A 14,359-nucleotide genomic window follows, 5' to 3' on the forward strand; every position below is an offset into this window, starting at 1 on the left:
CCAGACCTGACCATGACCCTGCTCATCCAGCCGACCCGTGACATCGCCACCTGCCGCAGCCTCCGCCGCATCGTCTTTATCGAAGAACAGGGCGTCCCCGAGGCGGATGAGGTCGACGACAAGGACGACACCGCACTCCATCTGCTGGCGACCGCCAGCGGCACCCCCGTTGGTTCTGCCCGCCTGCTGATCGCAGGGGATATGGGCAAGATCGGCCGCGTTTGCGTGCTGAAATCCCATCGCGGCACCGGCCTTGGCGCAGCGCTCATCCGCGCCGCCATCACCGAACTGCGCGGCCTTGGCCTGACCACCGCCAAACTCGGCGCGCAAACCCACGCCATCGGCTTTTACGAACGCTTGGGCTTCACCGCCACCGGCCCCGAATACATGGACGCCGGCATCCCCCACCGCGACATGATCCTCGCCCTGTGATCCAGCGGAGCGCGCCCCGCAAGCGGGCCGCGCAAGCCTTTTCTGTCGTCGGCGCATCCGCGCCTCCTCCGGTGTCAGGGGACGCACGCGTCCCCTCTTGGCCGTTCCGGCCAATTCACCCCTTGTGGATATTTGAAAACAGGTGAAAGCCGCTTCATCCGTTCCAGAACAGCCACGGGGATCGGCCCCTGTGTTCGCCACCGGTTCAGGAACCGCTGGCTGGCGGAGCAAACAGCCCCCGCGTGCAGGGCCGGGAGCGACACCCGAAGCAATGGCCTTTCCGCACAACCCGTGCTAGGGCAATCCCATGCAGGATATCCCCACCAAAGCCCAGATTCTCCAGTGGATCGCCGAAAATCCCGGTCTTTCCGCCAAGCGCGACATTGCCAAAGCCTTCAACATCAAGGGCGCGGCGCGGATCGACCTGAAGCGCGTCCTGCGCGAATTGGAAGACGAAGGCGCGCTCACCAAAAAGGCCCGCACCTATCGCGACCCCGATGCCCTGCCCCCTGTCACCCTGCTGACCGCGCTGCCGCCCGATGGTCAGGGCGATGTCTTCCTGCGCCCGATGGAATGGCAGGGCGAGGCCGAGGATGCCCCCCGCATCCTGTTCATCCCCAAGAAGGGCGATCCCGCCCTTGGCGCGGGTGACCGCATCCTTGCCCGCCTGTCCAAGGTCGATCTCGACGACTGGCAGTATGAGGCGCGTCTGATCCGCCGCCTTGGCACCAACCCGATCAAACTGCTGGGCATCTTCCGCCAGAACGCCGAAGGAGGCCGCATCATCGGCATCGACAAAGGCGCCGACAAGGAATGGATGGTCGGCCGCGACGACACACTCGACGCCCGCGATGGCGAATTGGTCGAGGCGGAACAGTCCGGCCCCAAGCGCATGGGCCTGCCCCGCGCCCGCATCGTGGCCCGTCTGGGCGATCCGGCGGGGCCAAAGGCCGTCTCGCTCATCGCCATCCACCAGCACGGCATCCCCGACCGTTTCCCCGATCCCGTGATTGCAGCAGCCGAGGCCGCAAAACCCGCCCCGATGGCAGGCCGCGAAGACCTGCGCGATCTGCCACTGGTGACCATCGACCCGTCTGACGCCCGCGACCATGACGATGCCGTCTATGCCGAGGCCGATACCGACAGCCACAATCCCGGCGGGTTCATCGTCTGGGTCGCCATCGCCGATGTAGCCCATTACGTCCGCCCCAGCAGCCCGCTGGACCGTGAGGCGCGCAAGCGCGGCAATTCCACCTATTTCCCCGACCGCGTGGTTCCCATGCTGCCCGATGTCCTGTCGGGTGATCTCTGTTCCCTGCACGAAGGCGTGGACCGCCCCTGTATCGCCGTCCGCCTGAAGCTGGATGCCGAAGGCCAGAAGATCAGCCACCGCTTTGTGCGCGGCATGATGCGCTCTGCCGCCTCTCTGCATTATGGTGAGGTGCAGGAGGCCGCCGATGGCCGCCCCAACGCCCGCACCGCCCCCCTCATGGACCGGGTAATCACGCCGCTTTACGCCGCCTACGCAGTGGCCACCAAAGCCCGCCATCTGCGCCAGCCGCTGGATCTGGACCTGCCCGAACGCAAGATCGTGCTGTCGGACGAAGGCAAGGTCCTGTCGGTCGCCTATCGCGACCGGTTCGACGCGCATAAGCTGATCGAGGAATTCATGATCCTCGCCAATGTCGCCGCGGCCGAGGAACTGACCCGGCTCAAGCGCCCGCTCCTGTTCCGCGTCCATGAAGAACCCAGCCCCGAGAAACTGGACGCCCTGCGCGAAGTGGCCGAAGCGTCGGGTTTCACCCTTGCCAAAGGGCAGGTCCTGAAAACCGCGCACCTCAACCGCCTGCTGGCACAGGCGCAGGGGACGGAATTTGATGAGCTGATGAACATCACCACCCTGCGGTCCATGACGCAGGCCTATTACCACCCGCAGAATTTTGGCCATTTCGGCCTGTCGCTGCGGTCTTATGCCCATTTCACCTCGCCCATCCGTCGTTATTCCGATCTCATCGTTCACCGCGCCCTAATCTCTGGGCATGGCTGGGGCGATGACGGGCTGTCGGCACAGGATATCGAGGTGCTGGAAGAAACCGCGAAGCTGATCTCCGATGCCGAACGCCGCTCCATGATGGCCGAACGCGATACCAATGACCGCTACCTCGCCGCCTATCTGGCCGATCGCGTGGGCAATGAATTTGCAGGCCGCATCTCGGGCGTGCAGCGCTTTGGGCTGTTCGTGAAGCTGGATGAAACGGGGGCCGATGGGTTGATCCCCATCCGCGATGTGGGGCGCGAATTCTTTCACTATGACGATCAGACCCAAACCCTGATGGGGGCCGATACCGGCCTGACGCTGGGCATCGGTCAACGCGTCACCGTCCGGCTGGCCGAGGCGATCCCCGTGACGGGCGGTCTGGTGCTGGAACTGCTGTCGCTTGACGGCGCAGCCCTGCCGCGCAGCCCGAACACCGGGCGCAAAGGCCGCTTTGCCCCGCGCAAACCGGGGCCGTTTGCGGCGCGCGAGGCAAAGACCAAACGCAAGGTCATCCGCAAACGCCGCTAGGGGCGGCAGAACTTCGCCCGCCCGGCCCTGCCGCGCCTTTGCCAGCCCCCCCGCCCTGCGCTACACTCCGGCGCAATCTACAAGATCAAACAGGCAGGTGGTCCCATGCGCGTGCGGCAGTTCGCCCTTCTTTCTGCGGTTCTGCCGCTGCCCGCCCTTGCAGAACCCGCCCCCATCGCGCCACTCTCCGCCCAAACCCAGACTGCCGCCGGGGGACAGACCGTGCCTGCAACCAAGACTGACGGCCTGCGCGATTGGATCGCCGCCTTCCGCCCCCGCGCACTGGCCGCAGGCATCACCCCCGCCACGCTGGACCGGGCCTTTCAGGATGTCACCTACAATGCCGATGTGATCGAGAAAGACCGCAATCAGGCCGAATTCACCCGTGCGCTCTGGGATTACCTCGACAGCGCAGTCTCGGACGCGCGTGTCACCAACGGCATTGCCGCCCTGCGCGCCAATGCCCCCCTGTTGGACAGGATCGAGGCCACCTATGGCGTGCCGAAAGAGGTGGTCGTCGCCGTCTGGGGGCTGGAGTCGAGCTTTGGTGCCAATCGCGGCGATGTCCCCGTGATCGGGGCGCTGGCGACACTTGCCCATGACGGCCGCCGTGGCCCGTTCTTTGAGGCGCAGTTGATCGACGCGCTCCGCATCCTGCAATCCGGCGATGTGGACCCCGACAGTTTCACCGGCAGTTGGGCCGGGGCGATGGGGCATACGCAATTCATCCCCTCCAGCTATCAATCCTTTGCGGTGGATTTCAACGGCGACGGGCGGCGCGACATCTGGTCGGATGATCCCACCGATGCGCTGGCCTCAACCGCCGCCTATCTGGCGAAGTCTGGCTGGACGAAAGGACAACCCTGGGGGATCGAGGTTACCCTTCCCCCCGGCTTTGATTACGAACAGGCGGGCAAGATCACCCCCCAGCCCACCGCCGATTGGGTCGCCCTCGGCCTGCGCAGCGCCGATGGCGGCCCGCTGCCCGATCACGGCCCGGCCTCCGTCCTGCTGCCCGGCGGGGCGCGCGGCGCGGCCTTCCTGATCTATCCCAACTTCCGCGCGATCGAGCGCTACAACACCGCCGACGCCTATGTGATCGCCATCGGCCATCTGTCAGACCGCCTGAAAGGTGGCCCCCCGATCCGCGCCACATGGCCCCGCGACCTGCGTGCCCTGACCGGCGAGGAACGGCGCGAACTGCAAGAGCGCCTCACCGCGGCAGGCCATGACACACGCGGCGTCGACGGCAAGATCGGCCCCAACACCATCGCCGCCATCCGCGCCTTTCAACGAACTGTCGGTCTGGTGCCGGATGGGTTTGCCAGTATCGATATTCTGGACCGCCTGCGCTGAACGTCACTGGTGCAAAGGGGGGCTGTCTGCCCCCCTCGGCGCTGCGCGCCTCACCCCCCGAGGATATTTGCCGCAGAGAAGATAGAGCCGCAGCAAGAAACGGGCGGTGACTAGGGCTGTGCCTGCGGCGCGCGCAGCCACCCCTCGGCCCAATCCACCCTCTCGCAGCCCGCAAAAGCCGCCAACCGGTCCAGTTCCGCCTCCAGCTTGGCGATCCGCCCCTTGCCGAACACCACCCCCGGTTCTGGCCACAGCGCGCGCACCGCAAGCACGCCGTCGCGCCGCTTCACATCTACACGCCCCACCAGCCGCGCCCCTTCCAGAAGCGGGAACACGTAATAGCCAAACACCCGCTTCGGTTCCGGCACGAACACCTCGATCCGGTAGCGGAAGCCGAACAGGAACTCTGCCCGCGCCCGATCCCGCAGCGCCGGATCAAAGGGCGACAGCACCCGCAGCCGCGCCGGAGGTTCCTGCGGCGTCACCCCCACCACGCCCGGCACCGCATAGCACCGCTTGCGCGCGCCCAAGGCCCCCTCGACCTCCACCTCCTCCACCCGACCCGCCCGCAGCGCCATCGCCAGCCAGTCCCGCACCTCTTCCACGGTGATCGCGTTCCAATAGGCCTGCACCTCGCGCGCTGTCGCAAACCCCAACCGCTCCAGGGCCGAGGCGCAGGCCCAATCCACCAGCGCCGCCTCCTCGACCTCCACCGCCCGCAGCGCAGCGGGGATCACCCGTTCCGTCAGGTCATAGACCTTGCGAAACCCCTCGCGCCGGGTGATCGCCAGATGCCCCGTCCGCCACAGCCATTCCAGCGCGGTCTTCGACGGGTGCCAGTCCCACCAGCCGCCCTTGCCGCGCACTTCGCCCTCGCCCACCTCGGCGCTTTTCACCGGGCCATCCCGCGCGATCCGGTTCAGGATGGTGCTGAACTGCGCCTCATACCCGTCGCGGAACCAGCGCTGCCAATTCCCCCGCAGCCGGTCTTCATCCCGCGCGAAGCGGTGCCGCCAGTAGGGCCAGACCTCCACCGGCAGGATCGACGCGTCATGCGTCCAATGTTCCCACAGCGCGCGGTCCCGCTCGACCAGCCCGGCCAGCGCAGGCGGCCGATACGCCTGCCGCCGCGCCCACAGGATCATGTCATGCGCCCGCGCCACAGTGTTGATGCTGTCGACCTGAACAAAGCCGATCCGCCCCACCAAACCCGCCAAACCCGCCCCCGACGCCGCACCCACGGGCGGCTCGGCCAGCGCGTGGCGGTCCAGAAACACCCGTCGGGCAAGGTCGTTGGGGATCAGGGGCACAGGCATGCCACAGGCGTAGCAGCCGCCCCCACCCCCCGCAAAGCCCCCCCGCGCGCCATTCCGCAACAATCTGAAAGATAGCGACGAAAATCGTGATCACAGCGCCCAAGCCAACGGTTGAATCGCCCCGCCAGATGCTTAGTCTCGGTCTGTCCCCAAGCTAACCCGCCAAGGACCGCCGCCTGTTCCCCCGGCAGATGGCGGACAGCGCGCAGCCATTCCCGACCCCACACCCCCGCCCCAAAGAAGGAGGCCCGATGCCCCACGAAACGCCCCTGATCGCCACCATCGTGATCGGCCTGTCCCTTGCCTTCCTGCTGGGCCTGATCGCCCAGCGCCTGCGCCTGCCGATGCTGGCGGGCTATCTGCTGGCAGGCATCATCATCGGCCCCTTCACACCGGGCTATGTGGCCGATCAGGAACTGGCAACGGAACTGGCCGAACTGGGGGTAATCCTGCTGATGTTCGGGGTGGGGCTGCACTTTTCGCTCAAGGATCTGCTGGCGGTCAAGACCATCGCCATCCCGGGCGCCCTCGGCCAGATCACTGTGGCCACCGGCGCGGGCCTCGGCCTTGCGCTGCTCATGGGCTGGGGCGTCGGTGCGGGGCTGATCTTTGGGCTTTCTCTTTCGGTCGCCTCGACCGTCGTCCTTCTGCGCGCATTGCAGGACCGTGATCTTGTCGCCTCCGACCGGGGGCGCATCGCCGTGGGCTGGCTCATCGTCGAAGATGTGGCCATGGTTCTTGCCCTTGTGCTGATCCCGCCGCTCGCGGGGCTCTTGGGTGGCATCGCCCAACCGGTGGAGGGTGAGGCCGCGCAAGAGGTGATCCGTCTGGGCTTTGGCCCCATCACCGCCACCCTCGCCGTCACGCTCGCCAAATTCGCGGCCTTCGTCGCGCTGATGCTGCTTGTCGGGCGCAAGGTGATCCCGTGGATCCTGCACTACGTCGCCCATACCGGCAGCCGCGAACTGTTCCGCCTCGGCGTGCTGTCCATCGCCCTTGGCGTGGCCTTCGGCTCGTCGCAGATCTTCGGCGTCTCTTTCGCGTTGGGGGCCTTCTTCGCGGGCATGGTCATGGCCACGTCCACGCTCAGCCAACAGGCCATGCGCGAAACCCTGCCCCTGCGCGATGCCTTTGCCGTGCTGTTTTTCGTATCCGTGGGGATGCTGTTCAACCCGGCGGTGGTCGTTCAGGCCCCACTGGCCCTGCTCGCCACGGTGCTGATCATCCTCGTGGTCAAGTCGCTGGCCGCCTATGCCATCGTCCGCGCCTTTGGCCACGAAAAGGGCACCGCGCTGACCATCGCCACCAGCCTCGCCCAGATCGGCGAGTTTTCCTTCATCCTCATCGTGATGGGCGTCAAACTCGCCATCGTCCCGTCCGAGGCCAAGGATCTTGTCGTCGCAGGCGCGCTGATCTCGATCCTCGCCAACCCGCTCCTGTTCTCATGGCTGGATCGCTGGACCGTGCGCCACGCCCCGCCCGAAACCCCGCAGCCCGCCAGTTGACACCGGAAGGGCGGCCGCTGCTGCACAATCGCCCTTCATCTTGGCCCAAATACCCCGGGGTCCGGGGCAGAGCCCCGGGGGCGCCCCCGGTACAACAACCCTCAGCCGCCGATCCCGGCCTCTGCCGCGATCTCGCGCGATGATTTCCGCGCCCGCTCCGTGGCTGATTTCAACTGCCCGCAAGCCGCCATGATATCTTCGCCCCGCGGGGTGCGGATGGGGCTGGCATAACCCGCCTGATAGATGATGTCGGCAAAGGCATGAATCCGGTTGCCAGACGACCGCTTATAGGGCGCGCCGGGCCATTCGTTGAACGGGATCAGGTTCACCTTGGCCGGAATCCCCTCCAGAAGCTTCACCAACCGATGCGCGTCTTCCTTGCTGTCATTCACCCCGTCCAGCATCACATATTCAAACGTGATCCGCTCGCTGTTCGACAGGCCGGGATAGTCGCGCAGCGCATCCAGCAGGGTGGCGATGTTCCACTTCTTGTTGATCGGCACCAGCACATCGCGCACCGCATCCGTCGTGGCGTGAAAGCTCACCGCCAGCAAACAGCCGATTTCCTGCGCTGTGCGCGCAATCTCGGGCACCACACCCGATGTCGACAGGGTGATCCGCCGCCGCCCCAGCGCGATGCCCTCATTGTCCATCACCACCTTCATGGCGTCCCGCACGTTGTCGAAATTGTACAGCGGCTCGCCCATGCCCATCAGCACGATATTGGACACCAGCCGCGTCTCATCCTTCGGCGCACCGGGAACCGGCCACTCGCCCAGATCGTCGCGCGCCAGCAGGACCTGGCCCACAATCTCGCCCGCCGTCAGGTTCCGCACCAGCTTTTGCGTGCCGGTATGGCAGAAGGAACAGGTCAGCGTGCAACCCACCTGGGATGAAATGCACAGCGTCCCCCGGTTTTCCTCGGGGATATAGACCGTCTCCACCTCATGCCCGCCCGCGATACGCACCAGATATTTCCGCGTCCCATCCTCGGAAATCTGGCGTGTCACCACCTCCGGCAGTTCGATCACGAAATGCTGCTCCAGAAGCGCGCGATAGTCCTTCGCCAGATTGGTCATCCCGCCAAAATCGCGCACGCCCCAGTGATAGACCCATTGCCAGATCTGCCCCAGCCGCATCTTGGCCTGCTTTTCCGGCGTCCCCGCCGCGATCAGCGCCTCGCGCAGCTGATCCCGCGTCAGCCCGACGATATTGGTCTTCCCCCCCTCAACCAGCTTGCGCGGGATGGTCAGCACATCTTGCGTGATGGGTGCCGGAATGGGCGCGGAAGTCGGCGCAGGGACGGTCATGGTCGGTGATCCTGACAGGCTGGGAAGGCGTTCATATAGGGGATTCGCCCCAAAAACAAAAGGCTCTGCAAAGCACAGCCTTGATCCGCCCCACGCACCGCCCCATACTACCCAGTAGCACCACAAGGGGCCAAGAAGATGACCGTCAAATCCTCCATCTCCCTGACCGACGCCCAAGATGCCTTCGTCCGCCGCCTCGTGGCCGAAGGCCGCTACAGCAGCGTCAGCGCCGTCCTACAGCAGGGCCTGGAACTCCTGCGGCGCGACTCCGAGGCAACCGATGCCCTTCGTACCCTGCTCCAGCAGCGGCAGTCGGAACCGTCGATTTCTGCCGAAGAGATGAAACGCTATGTCGACGCGATGTTTGAAGAAGAGTTGACCGATCTTGAGATGGACACATGAATTCGTCGGTGGCGCTCGAAAGGATCTCAGGACGATCCGGAATTTCATTGAATCCAGCGCCTTGTCTTTTGGCGATGCTCCCGACCATGCCCGCGCCATCGCCAAGGCGCGGCTCACTGCCATCCTGTACTTGGCAGAGGCGCTGACCCTCGCCCCCTACCAAGGCACCCGCTGCCCCGAACTTGGCGCCAGCATCCGCCGCGTCACCAAAGACAAAGCGATCTTCTACTTCGACTTGATCGAAGACAGGCAGATCATCCGCATCCTCGCCATCTTCTACGGCGGGCAAGACCATGACAGCCGCATCTTGGCGCGTCTTCTGAAACCTGATCAAGAATGAAAAAGGCCCCCAAACGGGGGCCAAATTCGGTCAGGCAAAGCCACCGCTCTTACTTGCAGCGCGTCTCGGCTTCCGTCATCGCGGCGGTAAAGCCGCGCAGGCTGAACGTGTCCTGCGTCTGCGTGCCGCGCTCTGACCGGGCGGTCAGCGTGGCCGTGGTCCCCGCCTTCATTGCCGCCAGCAGTGTTGCATCCGCCTCGGGCGTTGCGGGCCAGGCCCATTCGCCATCGGTGAACAGGTCATAGCTGTTGCCATCCACATTCATCGTCACCGTGGACCCGTTGGCAAAGGGATAGCCGCCCGTGAACGACACCTCACCCGGCTTGCCGGGCCGATAGGTCACGAACAGCAGGATATCGCCCCGCCGCGCCTGAACCGGCTGGCCATCGCGGGTGTTCACCGTTTCTTTCGGAACGGTCACCCCCCAGCATTCCTTCGGCTCTTCCTCGGTGAACACGTTCCAATCCGACGTCACCGCCACGCGGTTATCGGATTCCTGCGCAAACACCGCGCCGCCAGTCAGGGTTGCCGCAAACAAAGCAGCGCCAAGGACGCGGCCGAACAGGGTGGTCATGGGGTTAGGCCTCCGCACTTTGCCTCTTGTCCGCCCACCGCCCTGTCGTTCCCATCGGGAACGCGGACCTTTTGCTGTGGCGCGGAACGTCTCAACTCGATATCCCCTTTTAACTTGGAAAGACCAATCCGCGAAAGCCCCTTGGGCAGAAAATCGCGCATCTGTGACGCTGATGGAGGAACCCGATGACCGCGCCCGTCCCCATGATCCAACTTTGGCGGGGGGGAATGCTGGAAAGCACCCATCTCGGCCATGCCGTCATCTGCGATGAGACGGGCCAGATCGTCGAAAGCTGGGGCGACCCGACCGCCACCATCTTCCCGCGCTCCTCCTGCAAGATGCTGCAAGCCCTGCCGCTCCTCGAATCCGGCGCCGCCGATGCCCATGGCCTGACCGACCGCCAGATCGCGCTGTCCTGCGCCAGCCATCAGGGCGCGGCGATCCACACCGAGGCCGTTACCCGCTGGCTTGCCGATCTTGGCCTGTCCGATGCCGATCTGCGCTGCGGCGCACATGAACCCTATGACATTGCCGAGCGGAACCGCCTCATCAAGGCGGATGAAAAACCCTGCCAGTGCCACAACAACTGCTCGGGCAAACATTCGGGCTTCCTCACCCTCAACCGCCACCTCAAGGGCGGGTCCGAATACATCGACCTCGACCACCCCGTTCAGATTGCCGTCAAACAGGCGCATGAGGAAACCACGGGCGAAACCTCGCCCGGCTACGGCATCGACGGCTGCTCTGCCCCAAACTTCGCCACCTCCGTCCACGGCCTCGCCCGCGCCATGGCCCGCTTCGCCGCCGCCACCGGCACACGCGATGCGCGCGACCGCGCCATGCACCGCCTGACCCATTCCATGGCCACCCATCCCGAAATGGTCGCCGGCGAATCCCGCTCCTGCACCGAACTGATGCGCGCAATGGACGGCCGCGTCGCCATCAAGACCGGGGCCGAGGCGGTGTTCATCGCCATCATCCCCGAACGCAAGATGGGCATCGCGCTGAAAGTCACCGATGGCGGCACCCGCGGCGCCGAAGGCGCAATCACCGCGCTGCTTGTCAAACTCGGCGTCCTCGACGCCAACCATCCGGCCGCGAAAAAGCGCCTCGATGCAGTGCAAAAGAACTGGCGCGGCATGGAAACGGGCATCATCCAAAGCGCCCCCGGCTTTCCGTGATCGCCACCTTTGAAAGACCCAGGAATCGAAAGGCCCCCGTCGCTCTGACGGGGGCCTCCGATTACGACAGACCGGCCGAGGCCGACGCTTGGTGGGGGCTGTGATACCGACCCCGGCCTGTCGTCTGAAAGGATGTATGACGTCCGATAAGGGCGGAAATCAGATCAGATCGGGGTATTCCTGCGGACTCTTCACGGCATCCCCAAGGCTTGATTTGCCCGCCCAAGCGCGTAAGATCGGGAAATGACGGTCCAACCACCGACCCCTTTCCCCCAATCCACCCGCATGACCGATCAGGTCAGCTTTGATCGGCACGAACTGTCGCTGATCCTTACGCTTTACGGGCGCATGGTGGCCTTGGGCGAATGGCGCGATTACGGCATCTCCACGCTGCGGGAATATGCCGTCTTCGCCATCTTCCGCCGCACGGCGGAAAACCCGCTCTACCGGATCGAGAAACACCCGAAACTCCGCTCCCGCCAAGGCATCTACGCCGTCGTCGGCATGGATGGCCAGGTGCTGCGCCGCGGGCACGACCTTGCGGCCGTGCTGCGCGTGCTGGAACGCAAGCTCATCCGTTCCGTGGACTGACGCACCCGCTTTGGGGCCGCGACAGTGCCGCCTCAGGGCTTCGTCGCTGATTTTGTTCCCAGAATCGTCGCGCCATCGCTGGGCCAGGTCAGCACGGGCAGGTCAAAGCTGAACCCACCGGCAACGCTCGGGCCGGCAAGGATCGACAGGATCACGGCAAGGGGGGCAAGGCGCTTCATTGTTTCCACTCCAGAAATGAACCGTTTCGTTCATTTTCCAGATATGAACCCATCGGTTCACTTTTTCAAGATGGATATGAACCGTTCGGTTCACTTTTTTCACCTTGCCCCAGCATCGCTTTCGACTAACTTAGAATCATTCCAAACTGATCGAGCAGCCCCATGATCCCCGGCCTCTCCACCCGCCGCCGCTTTTCCGACCTGACCGAACAGGAAATCCTCGCCCTCGCCATTTCGTCCGAGGAAGACGACGCCCGCATCTACCGCAGCTATGGCGAACGCCTGCGCGGCGAATACCCCGCCACCGCCGCCATCTTCGACGGCATGGCGGGCGAAGAGGATCAGCACCGCCAGCGCCTGATCGACCTGCACCGCACGCGATTCGGCGATGTCATCCCCCTCATCCGCCGCGAACATGTGGCAGGCCATTACGCGCGCAAACCGGTCTGGCTTGCCAAGAACCTCTCGCTCGATGCGATCCGGGGCGAGGCAACGGCGATGGAACAAGAAGCCAACCGCTTCTACAGCCGCGCCGCGCAGTCCACGACCGATGCCGCCACCCGCAAACTGCTGGGCGACCTTGCCGCCGCCGAGGCCGGGCATGAACGCAAGGCCGTCGAACTGGCCGACAAACACCTCACCGAAGGGGCGCGCAGCGACGAAGACGCCACCGCCCGCCGCCAATTCATCCTCACATGGGTGCAACCGGGCCTTGCCGGGCTGATGGATGGCTCTGTCTCCACCCTCGCCCCCATCTTCGCCACCGCCTTCGCCACGCAGGACACCTGGACCACCTTCCTCGTCGGCACTGCGGCCTCGGTCGGCGCAGGCATCAGCATGGGCTTCACCGAAGCCGCGCATGATGACGGCGTGCTGTCCGGGCGCGGCAGCCCATGGAAGCGCGGCCTTGCGTCGGGCGTGATGACGACGCTTGGCGGCATGGGCCACGCGTTGCCCTACCTGATCCCCGATTTCTGGACCGCCACGATCATCGCCATGGTGGTGGTGTTTGTCGAACTTTGGGCCATCGCCTGGATCCAGAACCGCTTCATGGAAACCCCCTTCCTGCGCGCCGCCTTTCAGGTGGTCGTGGGCGGCGCTCTGGTCTTTGCCGCCGGGGCATTGATCGGGGGCGGCTGACGCGATTTCTGACGCAGAAATCGCACCGGAATTTGGCACAAATTCCGCCGCACTGCGTGCGCCCTCCTGCCCCCGATTTTTGCGTCAAAAATCGCCGCGAAATCTGCGTCAGATTTCGCCCCTCACCGCACCCGGCCACAAGGCCCCGGATCAAATCCAGGGCGGGTGATCTTCACCCCCCCATCCGCCCCGCCTTGCAGACCGCGCCCGCCAATGCTCTCCTCTCCACTACAAGCGCAGGCATCGAAAGGGACACGACATGTACCGCAAGGGCGAGGTGACCTATCAACCGCTCCCCCTGCCCGACCGCGTGCAGAAACCCGATGATCAGGCGCTGTCGGATGCGCAATCCTTCCTCGCCTACATGCGCAAACGCCACTCTGTCCGCCAATTCTCCACCCGCCCGGTCCCCGAAGACATCATCACCACCTGCATCGCCACCGCAGGCACCGCCCCCTCGGGCGCGAACCACCAGCCGTGGCATTTCGTGGCCATCGCAAACCCCGCGCTCAAGGCCCGGATCAGAGACGGCGCGGAAGAGGAAGAACGCGCCTTCTACTCCGGCGCCGCGGGCGATGAATGGCTGGCCGCGCTGGAACCCATCGGCACCGGGGTCAGCAAACCGCATCTGACCGATGCGCCTTGGCTGATCGTCGTCTTCGCCCAGCGTTACGGCGTCACCGATGACGGCGCGCGCTACAAGAATTACTACGTCCCCGAAAGCGTGAGCCTCGCCACCGGCTTTCTCATCGCCGCCCTGCATCACGCGGGTCTGGTCTGCCTCGAACACACGCCCAACCCGATGAAATTCCTCGGCCCCCTCCTTGGCCGCCCTGATCACGAAAAGCCCGTGATGATCCTGCCCGTCGGCTGGCCTGCTGAAGATGCCACCGTCCCCGCAGTGGCCAAACGCAAGAAACCGCTCGACACGATCCTGACCACCTTCCGCGCCTGATGCTGGGGCGGCAATCGGTCTGACGGCAGCACACGCGCCCGCCGATCCGGCAGAGCCGCCATTGCCCGATCGGCATCTGTCCGGCGCAAGCCTCTCGAAGGCGTAGTCAACTCCGGTATAACCTGCCCGCAGTCCGAATCTCCCTGCTGGCAGTGTTCATCACAGGCGCGTGCAAAGCCGCCTTCTGCGGCAGAAATGGTTGAGCCTTGCGCGCCATACTGATTACATCGCGCGGCCTAATGGAATCAAAGACATGACACGCACCGCCGCCCTCGCCCTGCCCCTTCTGATCGCCGGTTGTGTGTCAACCGGATCAGGCGGCAACGGGCAAGCGGAACTTCCGCCCCTGCCGGAACGGGTGATGGCCGTTGCGGCACCTTGGCAAAACGTCGCCACAGCGCGGTTGATGCCAGAAGACAACTGCTATTGGTACGAACATCAGGGCCCGGTCGAAACCACCCTGCTCCCGCTGCGCACAGCGGAAGGGCGCCCGATCTGTTCTGCCGGCTAGG

The 14,359-nt window shown here is 64.9% G+C and carries 15 protein-coding genes; 11 read left to right on the forward strand and 4 right to left on the reverse strand.

Annotated elements, in window-relative coordinates:
- Nucleotides 1-12: 12 nt before the first annotated feature.
- From RSE12_19875 to RSE12_19885, 3 genes are all read left to right on the forward strand, one after another.
- Nucleotides 13-432, forward strand: a complete 420-nt coding sequence (locus RSE12_19875; GenBank protein WRH62585.1) for a GNAT family N-acetyltransferase — start codon at nucleotides 13-15, stop codon at nucleotides 430-432.
- A gap of 307 nt (nucleotides 433-739) precedes the next feature.
- Nucleotides 740-2,998 (forward strand): ribonuclease R, encoded by a 2,259-nt coding sequence (gene rnr, locus RSE12_19880; protein ID WRH62586.1) that lies wholly within the window; start codon nucleotides 740-742, stop codon nucleotides 2,996-2,998.
- Nucleotides 2,999-3,103: 105 nt separating this feature from the next.
- Nucleotides 3,104-4,354 carry a lytic murein transglycosylase gene (locus tag RSE12_19885; GenBank protein WRH62587.1) on the forward strand — a complete coding sequence of 417 codons (1,251 nt, stop codon included), beginning with the start codon at nucleotides 3,104-3,106 and terminating at the stop codon, nucleotides 4,352-4,354.
- A gap of 110 nt (nucleotides 4,355-4,464) precedes the next feature.
- Here RSE12_19885 and RSE12_19890 read toward each other — a convergent pair whose 3' ends face one another.
- The gene (locus RSE12_19890; GenBank protein ID WRH62588.1) at nucleotides 4,465-5,670 is read right to left on the reverse strand and encodes a crosslink repair DNA glycosylase YcaQ family protein; all 1,206 of its coding nucleotides are present in this window, start codon (nucleotides 5,668-5,670) and stop codon (nucleotides 4,465-4,467) included.
- A gap of 251 nt (nucleotides 5,671-5,921) precedes the next feature.
- On the opposite strand from RSE12_19890, the gene RSE12_19895 reads away from it, so the two are divergent.
- Nucleotides 5,922-7,175, forward strand: a complete 1,254-nt coding sequence (locus RSE12_19895; GenBank protein ID WRH62589.1) for a cation:proton antiporter — start codon at nucleotides 5,922-5,924, stop codon at nucleotides 7,173-7,175.
- 101 nt (nucleotides 7,176-7,276) lie between these two features.
- On the opposite strand, the gene rlmN is transcribed toward RSE12_19895, so the two are convergent.
- On the reverse strand, nucleotides 7,277-8,485 hold the full coding sequence (gene rlmN, locus RSE12_19900; protein ID WRH62590.1) for a 23S rRNA (adenine(2503)-C(2))-methyltransferase RlmN: 1,209 nt from the start codon (nucleotides 8,483-8,485) through the stop codon (nucleotides 7,277-7,279).
- 138 nt (nucleotides 8,486-8,623) lie between these two features.
- Here rlmN and RSE12_19905 point away from each other — a divergent pair, with 138 nt between their 5' ends.
- Together RSE12_19905 and RSE12_19910 are read left to right on the forward strand one after the other, a co-directional pair.
- A complete protein-coding gene (locus RSE12_19905; GenBank protein WRH62591.1) occupies nucleotides 8,624-8,887 on the forward strand; it encodes a type II toxin-antitoxin system ParD family antitoxin in 264 nt (87 codons plus the stop codon).
- Nucleotides 8,888-8,948: 61 nt separating this feature from the next.
- Nucleotides 8,949-9,227, forward strand: coding sequence for a type II toxin-antitoxin system RelE/ParE family toxin (locus tag RSE12_19910; GenBank protein WRH62592.1), 279 nt, complete (start codon nucleotides 8,949-8,951; stop codon nucleotides 9,225-9,227).
- A gap of 49 nt (nucleotides 9,228-9,276) precedes the next feature.
- Here the strand turns inward: RSE12_19910 and RSE12_19915 are convergent, their stop codons facing one another.
- Nucleotides 9,277-9,801, reverse strand: coding sequence for an invasion associated locus B family protein (locus tag RSE12_19915; GenBank protein WRH62593.1), 525 nt, complete (start codon nucleotides 9,799-9,801; stop codon nucleotides 9,277-9,279).
- A 185-nt stretch (nucleotides 9,802-9,986) separates the two neighbouring features.
- On the opposite strand from RSE12_19915, the gene RSE12_19920 reads away from it, so the two are divergent.
- Together RSE12_19920 and RSE12_19925 are read left to right on the forward strand one after the other, a co-directional pair.
- A complete protein-coding gene (locus RSE12_19920; GenBank protein ID WRH62594.1) occupies nucleotides 9,987-10,982 on the forward strand; it encodes an asparaginase in 996 nt (331 codons plus the stop codon).
- 243 nt (nucleotides 10,983-11,225) lie between these two features.
- The gene (locus RSE12_19925; GenBank protein WRH62595.1) at nucleotides 11,226-11,573 is read left to right on the forward strand and encodes a DUF2794 domain-containing protein; all 348 of its coding nucleotides are present in this window, start codon (nucleotides 11,226-11,228) and stop codon (nucleotides 11,571-11,573) included.
- 32 nt (nucleotides 11,574-11,605) lie between these two features.
- Here RSE12_19925 and RSE12_19930 read toward each other — a convergent pair whose 3' ends face one another.
- Complete coding sequence (locus RSE12_19930; GenBank protein WRH62596.1) at nucleotides 11,606-11,752, reverse strand: hypothetical protein; 147 nt, start codon at nucleotides 11,750-11,752, stop codon at nucleotides 11,606-11,608.
- A gap of 162 nt (nucleotides 11,753-11,914) precedes the next feature.
- Between RSE12_19930 and RSE12_19935 the strand changes: the two genes are divergently transcribed.
- The 3 genes from RSE12_19935 to RSE12_19945 all read left to right on the forward strand — a co-directional run bounded on the left by RSE12_19935 (nucleotide 11,915) and on the right by RSE12_19945 (nucleotide 14,358).
- Entirely contained in the window at nucleotides 11,915-12,892 is a 978-nt protein-coding gene (locus tag RSE12_19935) for a ferritin family protein (GenBank protein ID WRH62597.1), read from the forward strand.
- A 259-nt stretch (nucleotides 12,893-13,151) separates the two neighbouring features.
- A complete protein-coding gene (locus tag RSE12_19940) occupies nucleotides 13,152-13,847 on the forward strand; it encodes a nitroreductase family protein (GenBank protein ID WRH62598.1) in 696 nt (231 codons plus the stop codon).
- A 253-nt stretch (nucleotides 13,848-14,100) separates the two neighbouring features.
- Nucleotides 14,101-14,358 carry a hypothetical protein gene (locus RSE12_19945; GenBank protein WRH62599.1) on the forward strand — a complete coding sequence of 86 codons (258 nt, stop codon included), beginning with the start codon at nucleotides 14,101-14,103 and terminating at the stop codon, nucleotides 14,356-14,358.
- Nucleotide 14,359: the final 1 nt, after the last annotated feature.

The sequence above is a fragment of the Fuscovulum sp. genome, from assembly GCA_035192965.1.
Lineage (GTDB): Bacteria > Pseudomonadota > Alphaproteobacteria > Rhodobacterales > Rhodobacteraceae > Paragemmobacter.

Excerpts from the sequence above, each read along its gene's own strand:
- RSE12_19875 (WRH62585.1), top strand. The coding sequence starts at position 13 with ATGACCCTGCTCATCCAGCCGACCCGTGACATCGCCACCTGCCGCAGC.
- rnr (WRH62586.1), top strand. The coding sequence starts at position 740 with ATGCAGGATATCCCCACCAAAGCCCAGATTCTCCAGTGGATCGCCGAA.
- RSE12_19885 (WRH62587.1), top strand. The coding sequence starts at position 3,104 with ATGCGCGTGCGGCAGTTCGCCCTTCTTTCTGCGGTTCTGCCGCTGCCC.
- RSE12_19890 (WRH62588.1), bottom strand. The coding sequence starts at position 5,670 with ATGCCTGTGCCCCTGATCCCCAACGACCTTGCCCGACGGGTGTTTCTG.
- RSE12_19895 (WRH62589.1), top strand. The coding sequence starts at position 5,922 with ATGCCCCACGAAACGCCCCTGATCGCCACCATCGTGATCGGCCTGTCC.
- rlmN (WRH62590.1), bottom strand. The coding sequence starts at position 8,485 with ATGACCGTCCCTGCGCCGACTTCCGCGCCCATTCCGGCACCCATCACG.
- RSE12_19905 (WRH62591.1), top strand. The coding sequence starts at position 8,624 with ATGACCGTCAAATCCTCCATCTCCCTGACCGACGCCCAAGATGCCTTC.
- RSE12_19915 (WRH62593.1), bottom strand. The coding sequence starts at position 9,801 with ATGACCACCCTGTTCGGCCGCGTCCTTGGCGCTGCTTTGTTTGCGGCA.
- RSE12_19920 (WRH62594.1), top strand. The coding sequence starts at position 9,987 with ATGACCGCGCCCGTCCCCATGATCCAACTTTGGCGGGGGGGAATGCTG.
- RSE12_19925 (WRH62595.1), top strand. The coding sequence starts at position 11,226 with ATGACGGTCCAACCACCGACCCCTTTCCCCCAATCCACCCGCATGACC.
- RSE12_19930 (WRH62596.1), bottom strand. The coding sequence starts at position 11,752 with ATGAAGCGCCTTGCCCCCCTTGCCGTGATCCTGTCGATCCTTGCCGGC.
- RSE12_19935 (WRH62597.1), top strand. The coding sequence starts at position 11,915 with ATGATCCCCGGCCTCTCCACCCGCCGCCGCTTTTCCGACCTGACCGAA.
- RSE12_19940 (WRH62598.1), top strand. The coding sequence starts at position 13,152 with ATGTACCGCAAGGGCGAGGTGACCTATCAACCGCTCCCCCTGCCCGAC.
- RSE12_19945 (WRH62599.1), top strand. The coding sequence starts at position 14,101 with ATGACACGCACCGCCGCCCTCGCCCTGCCCCTTCTGATCGCCGGTTGT.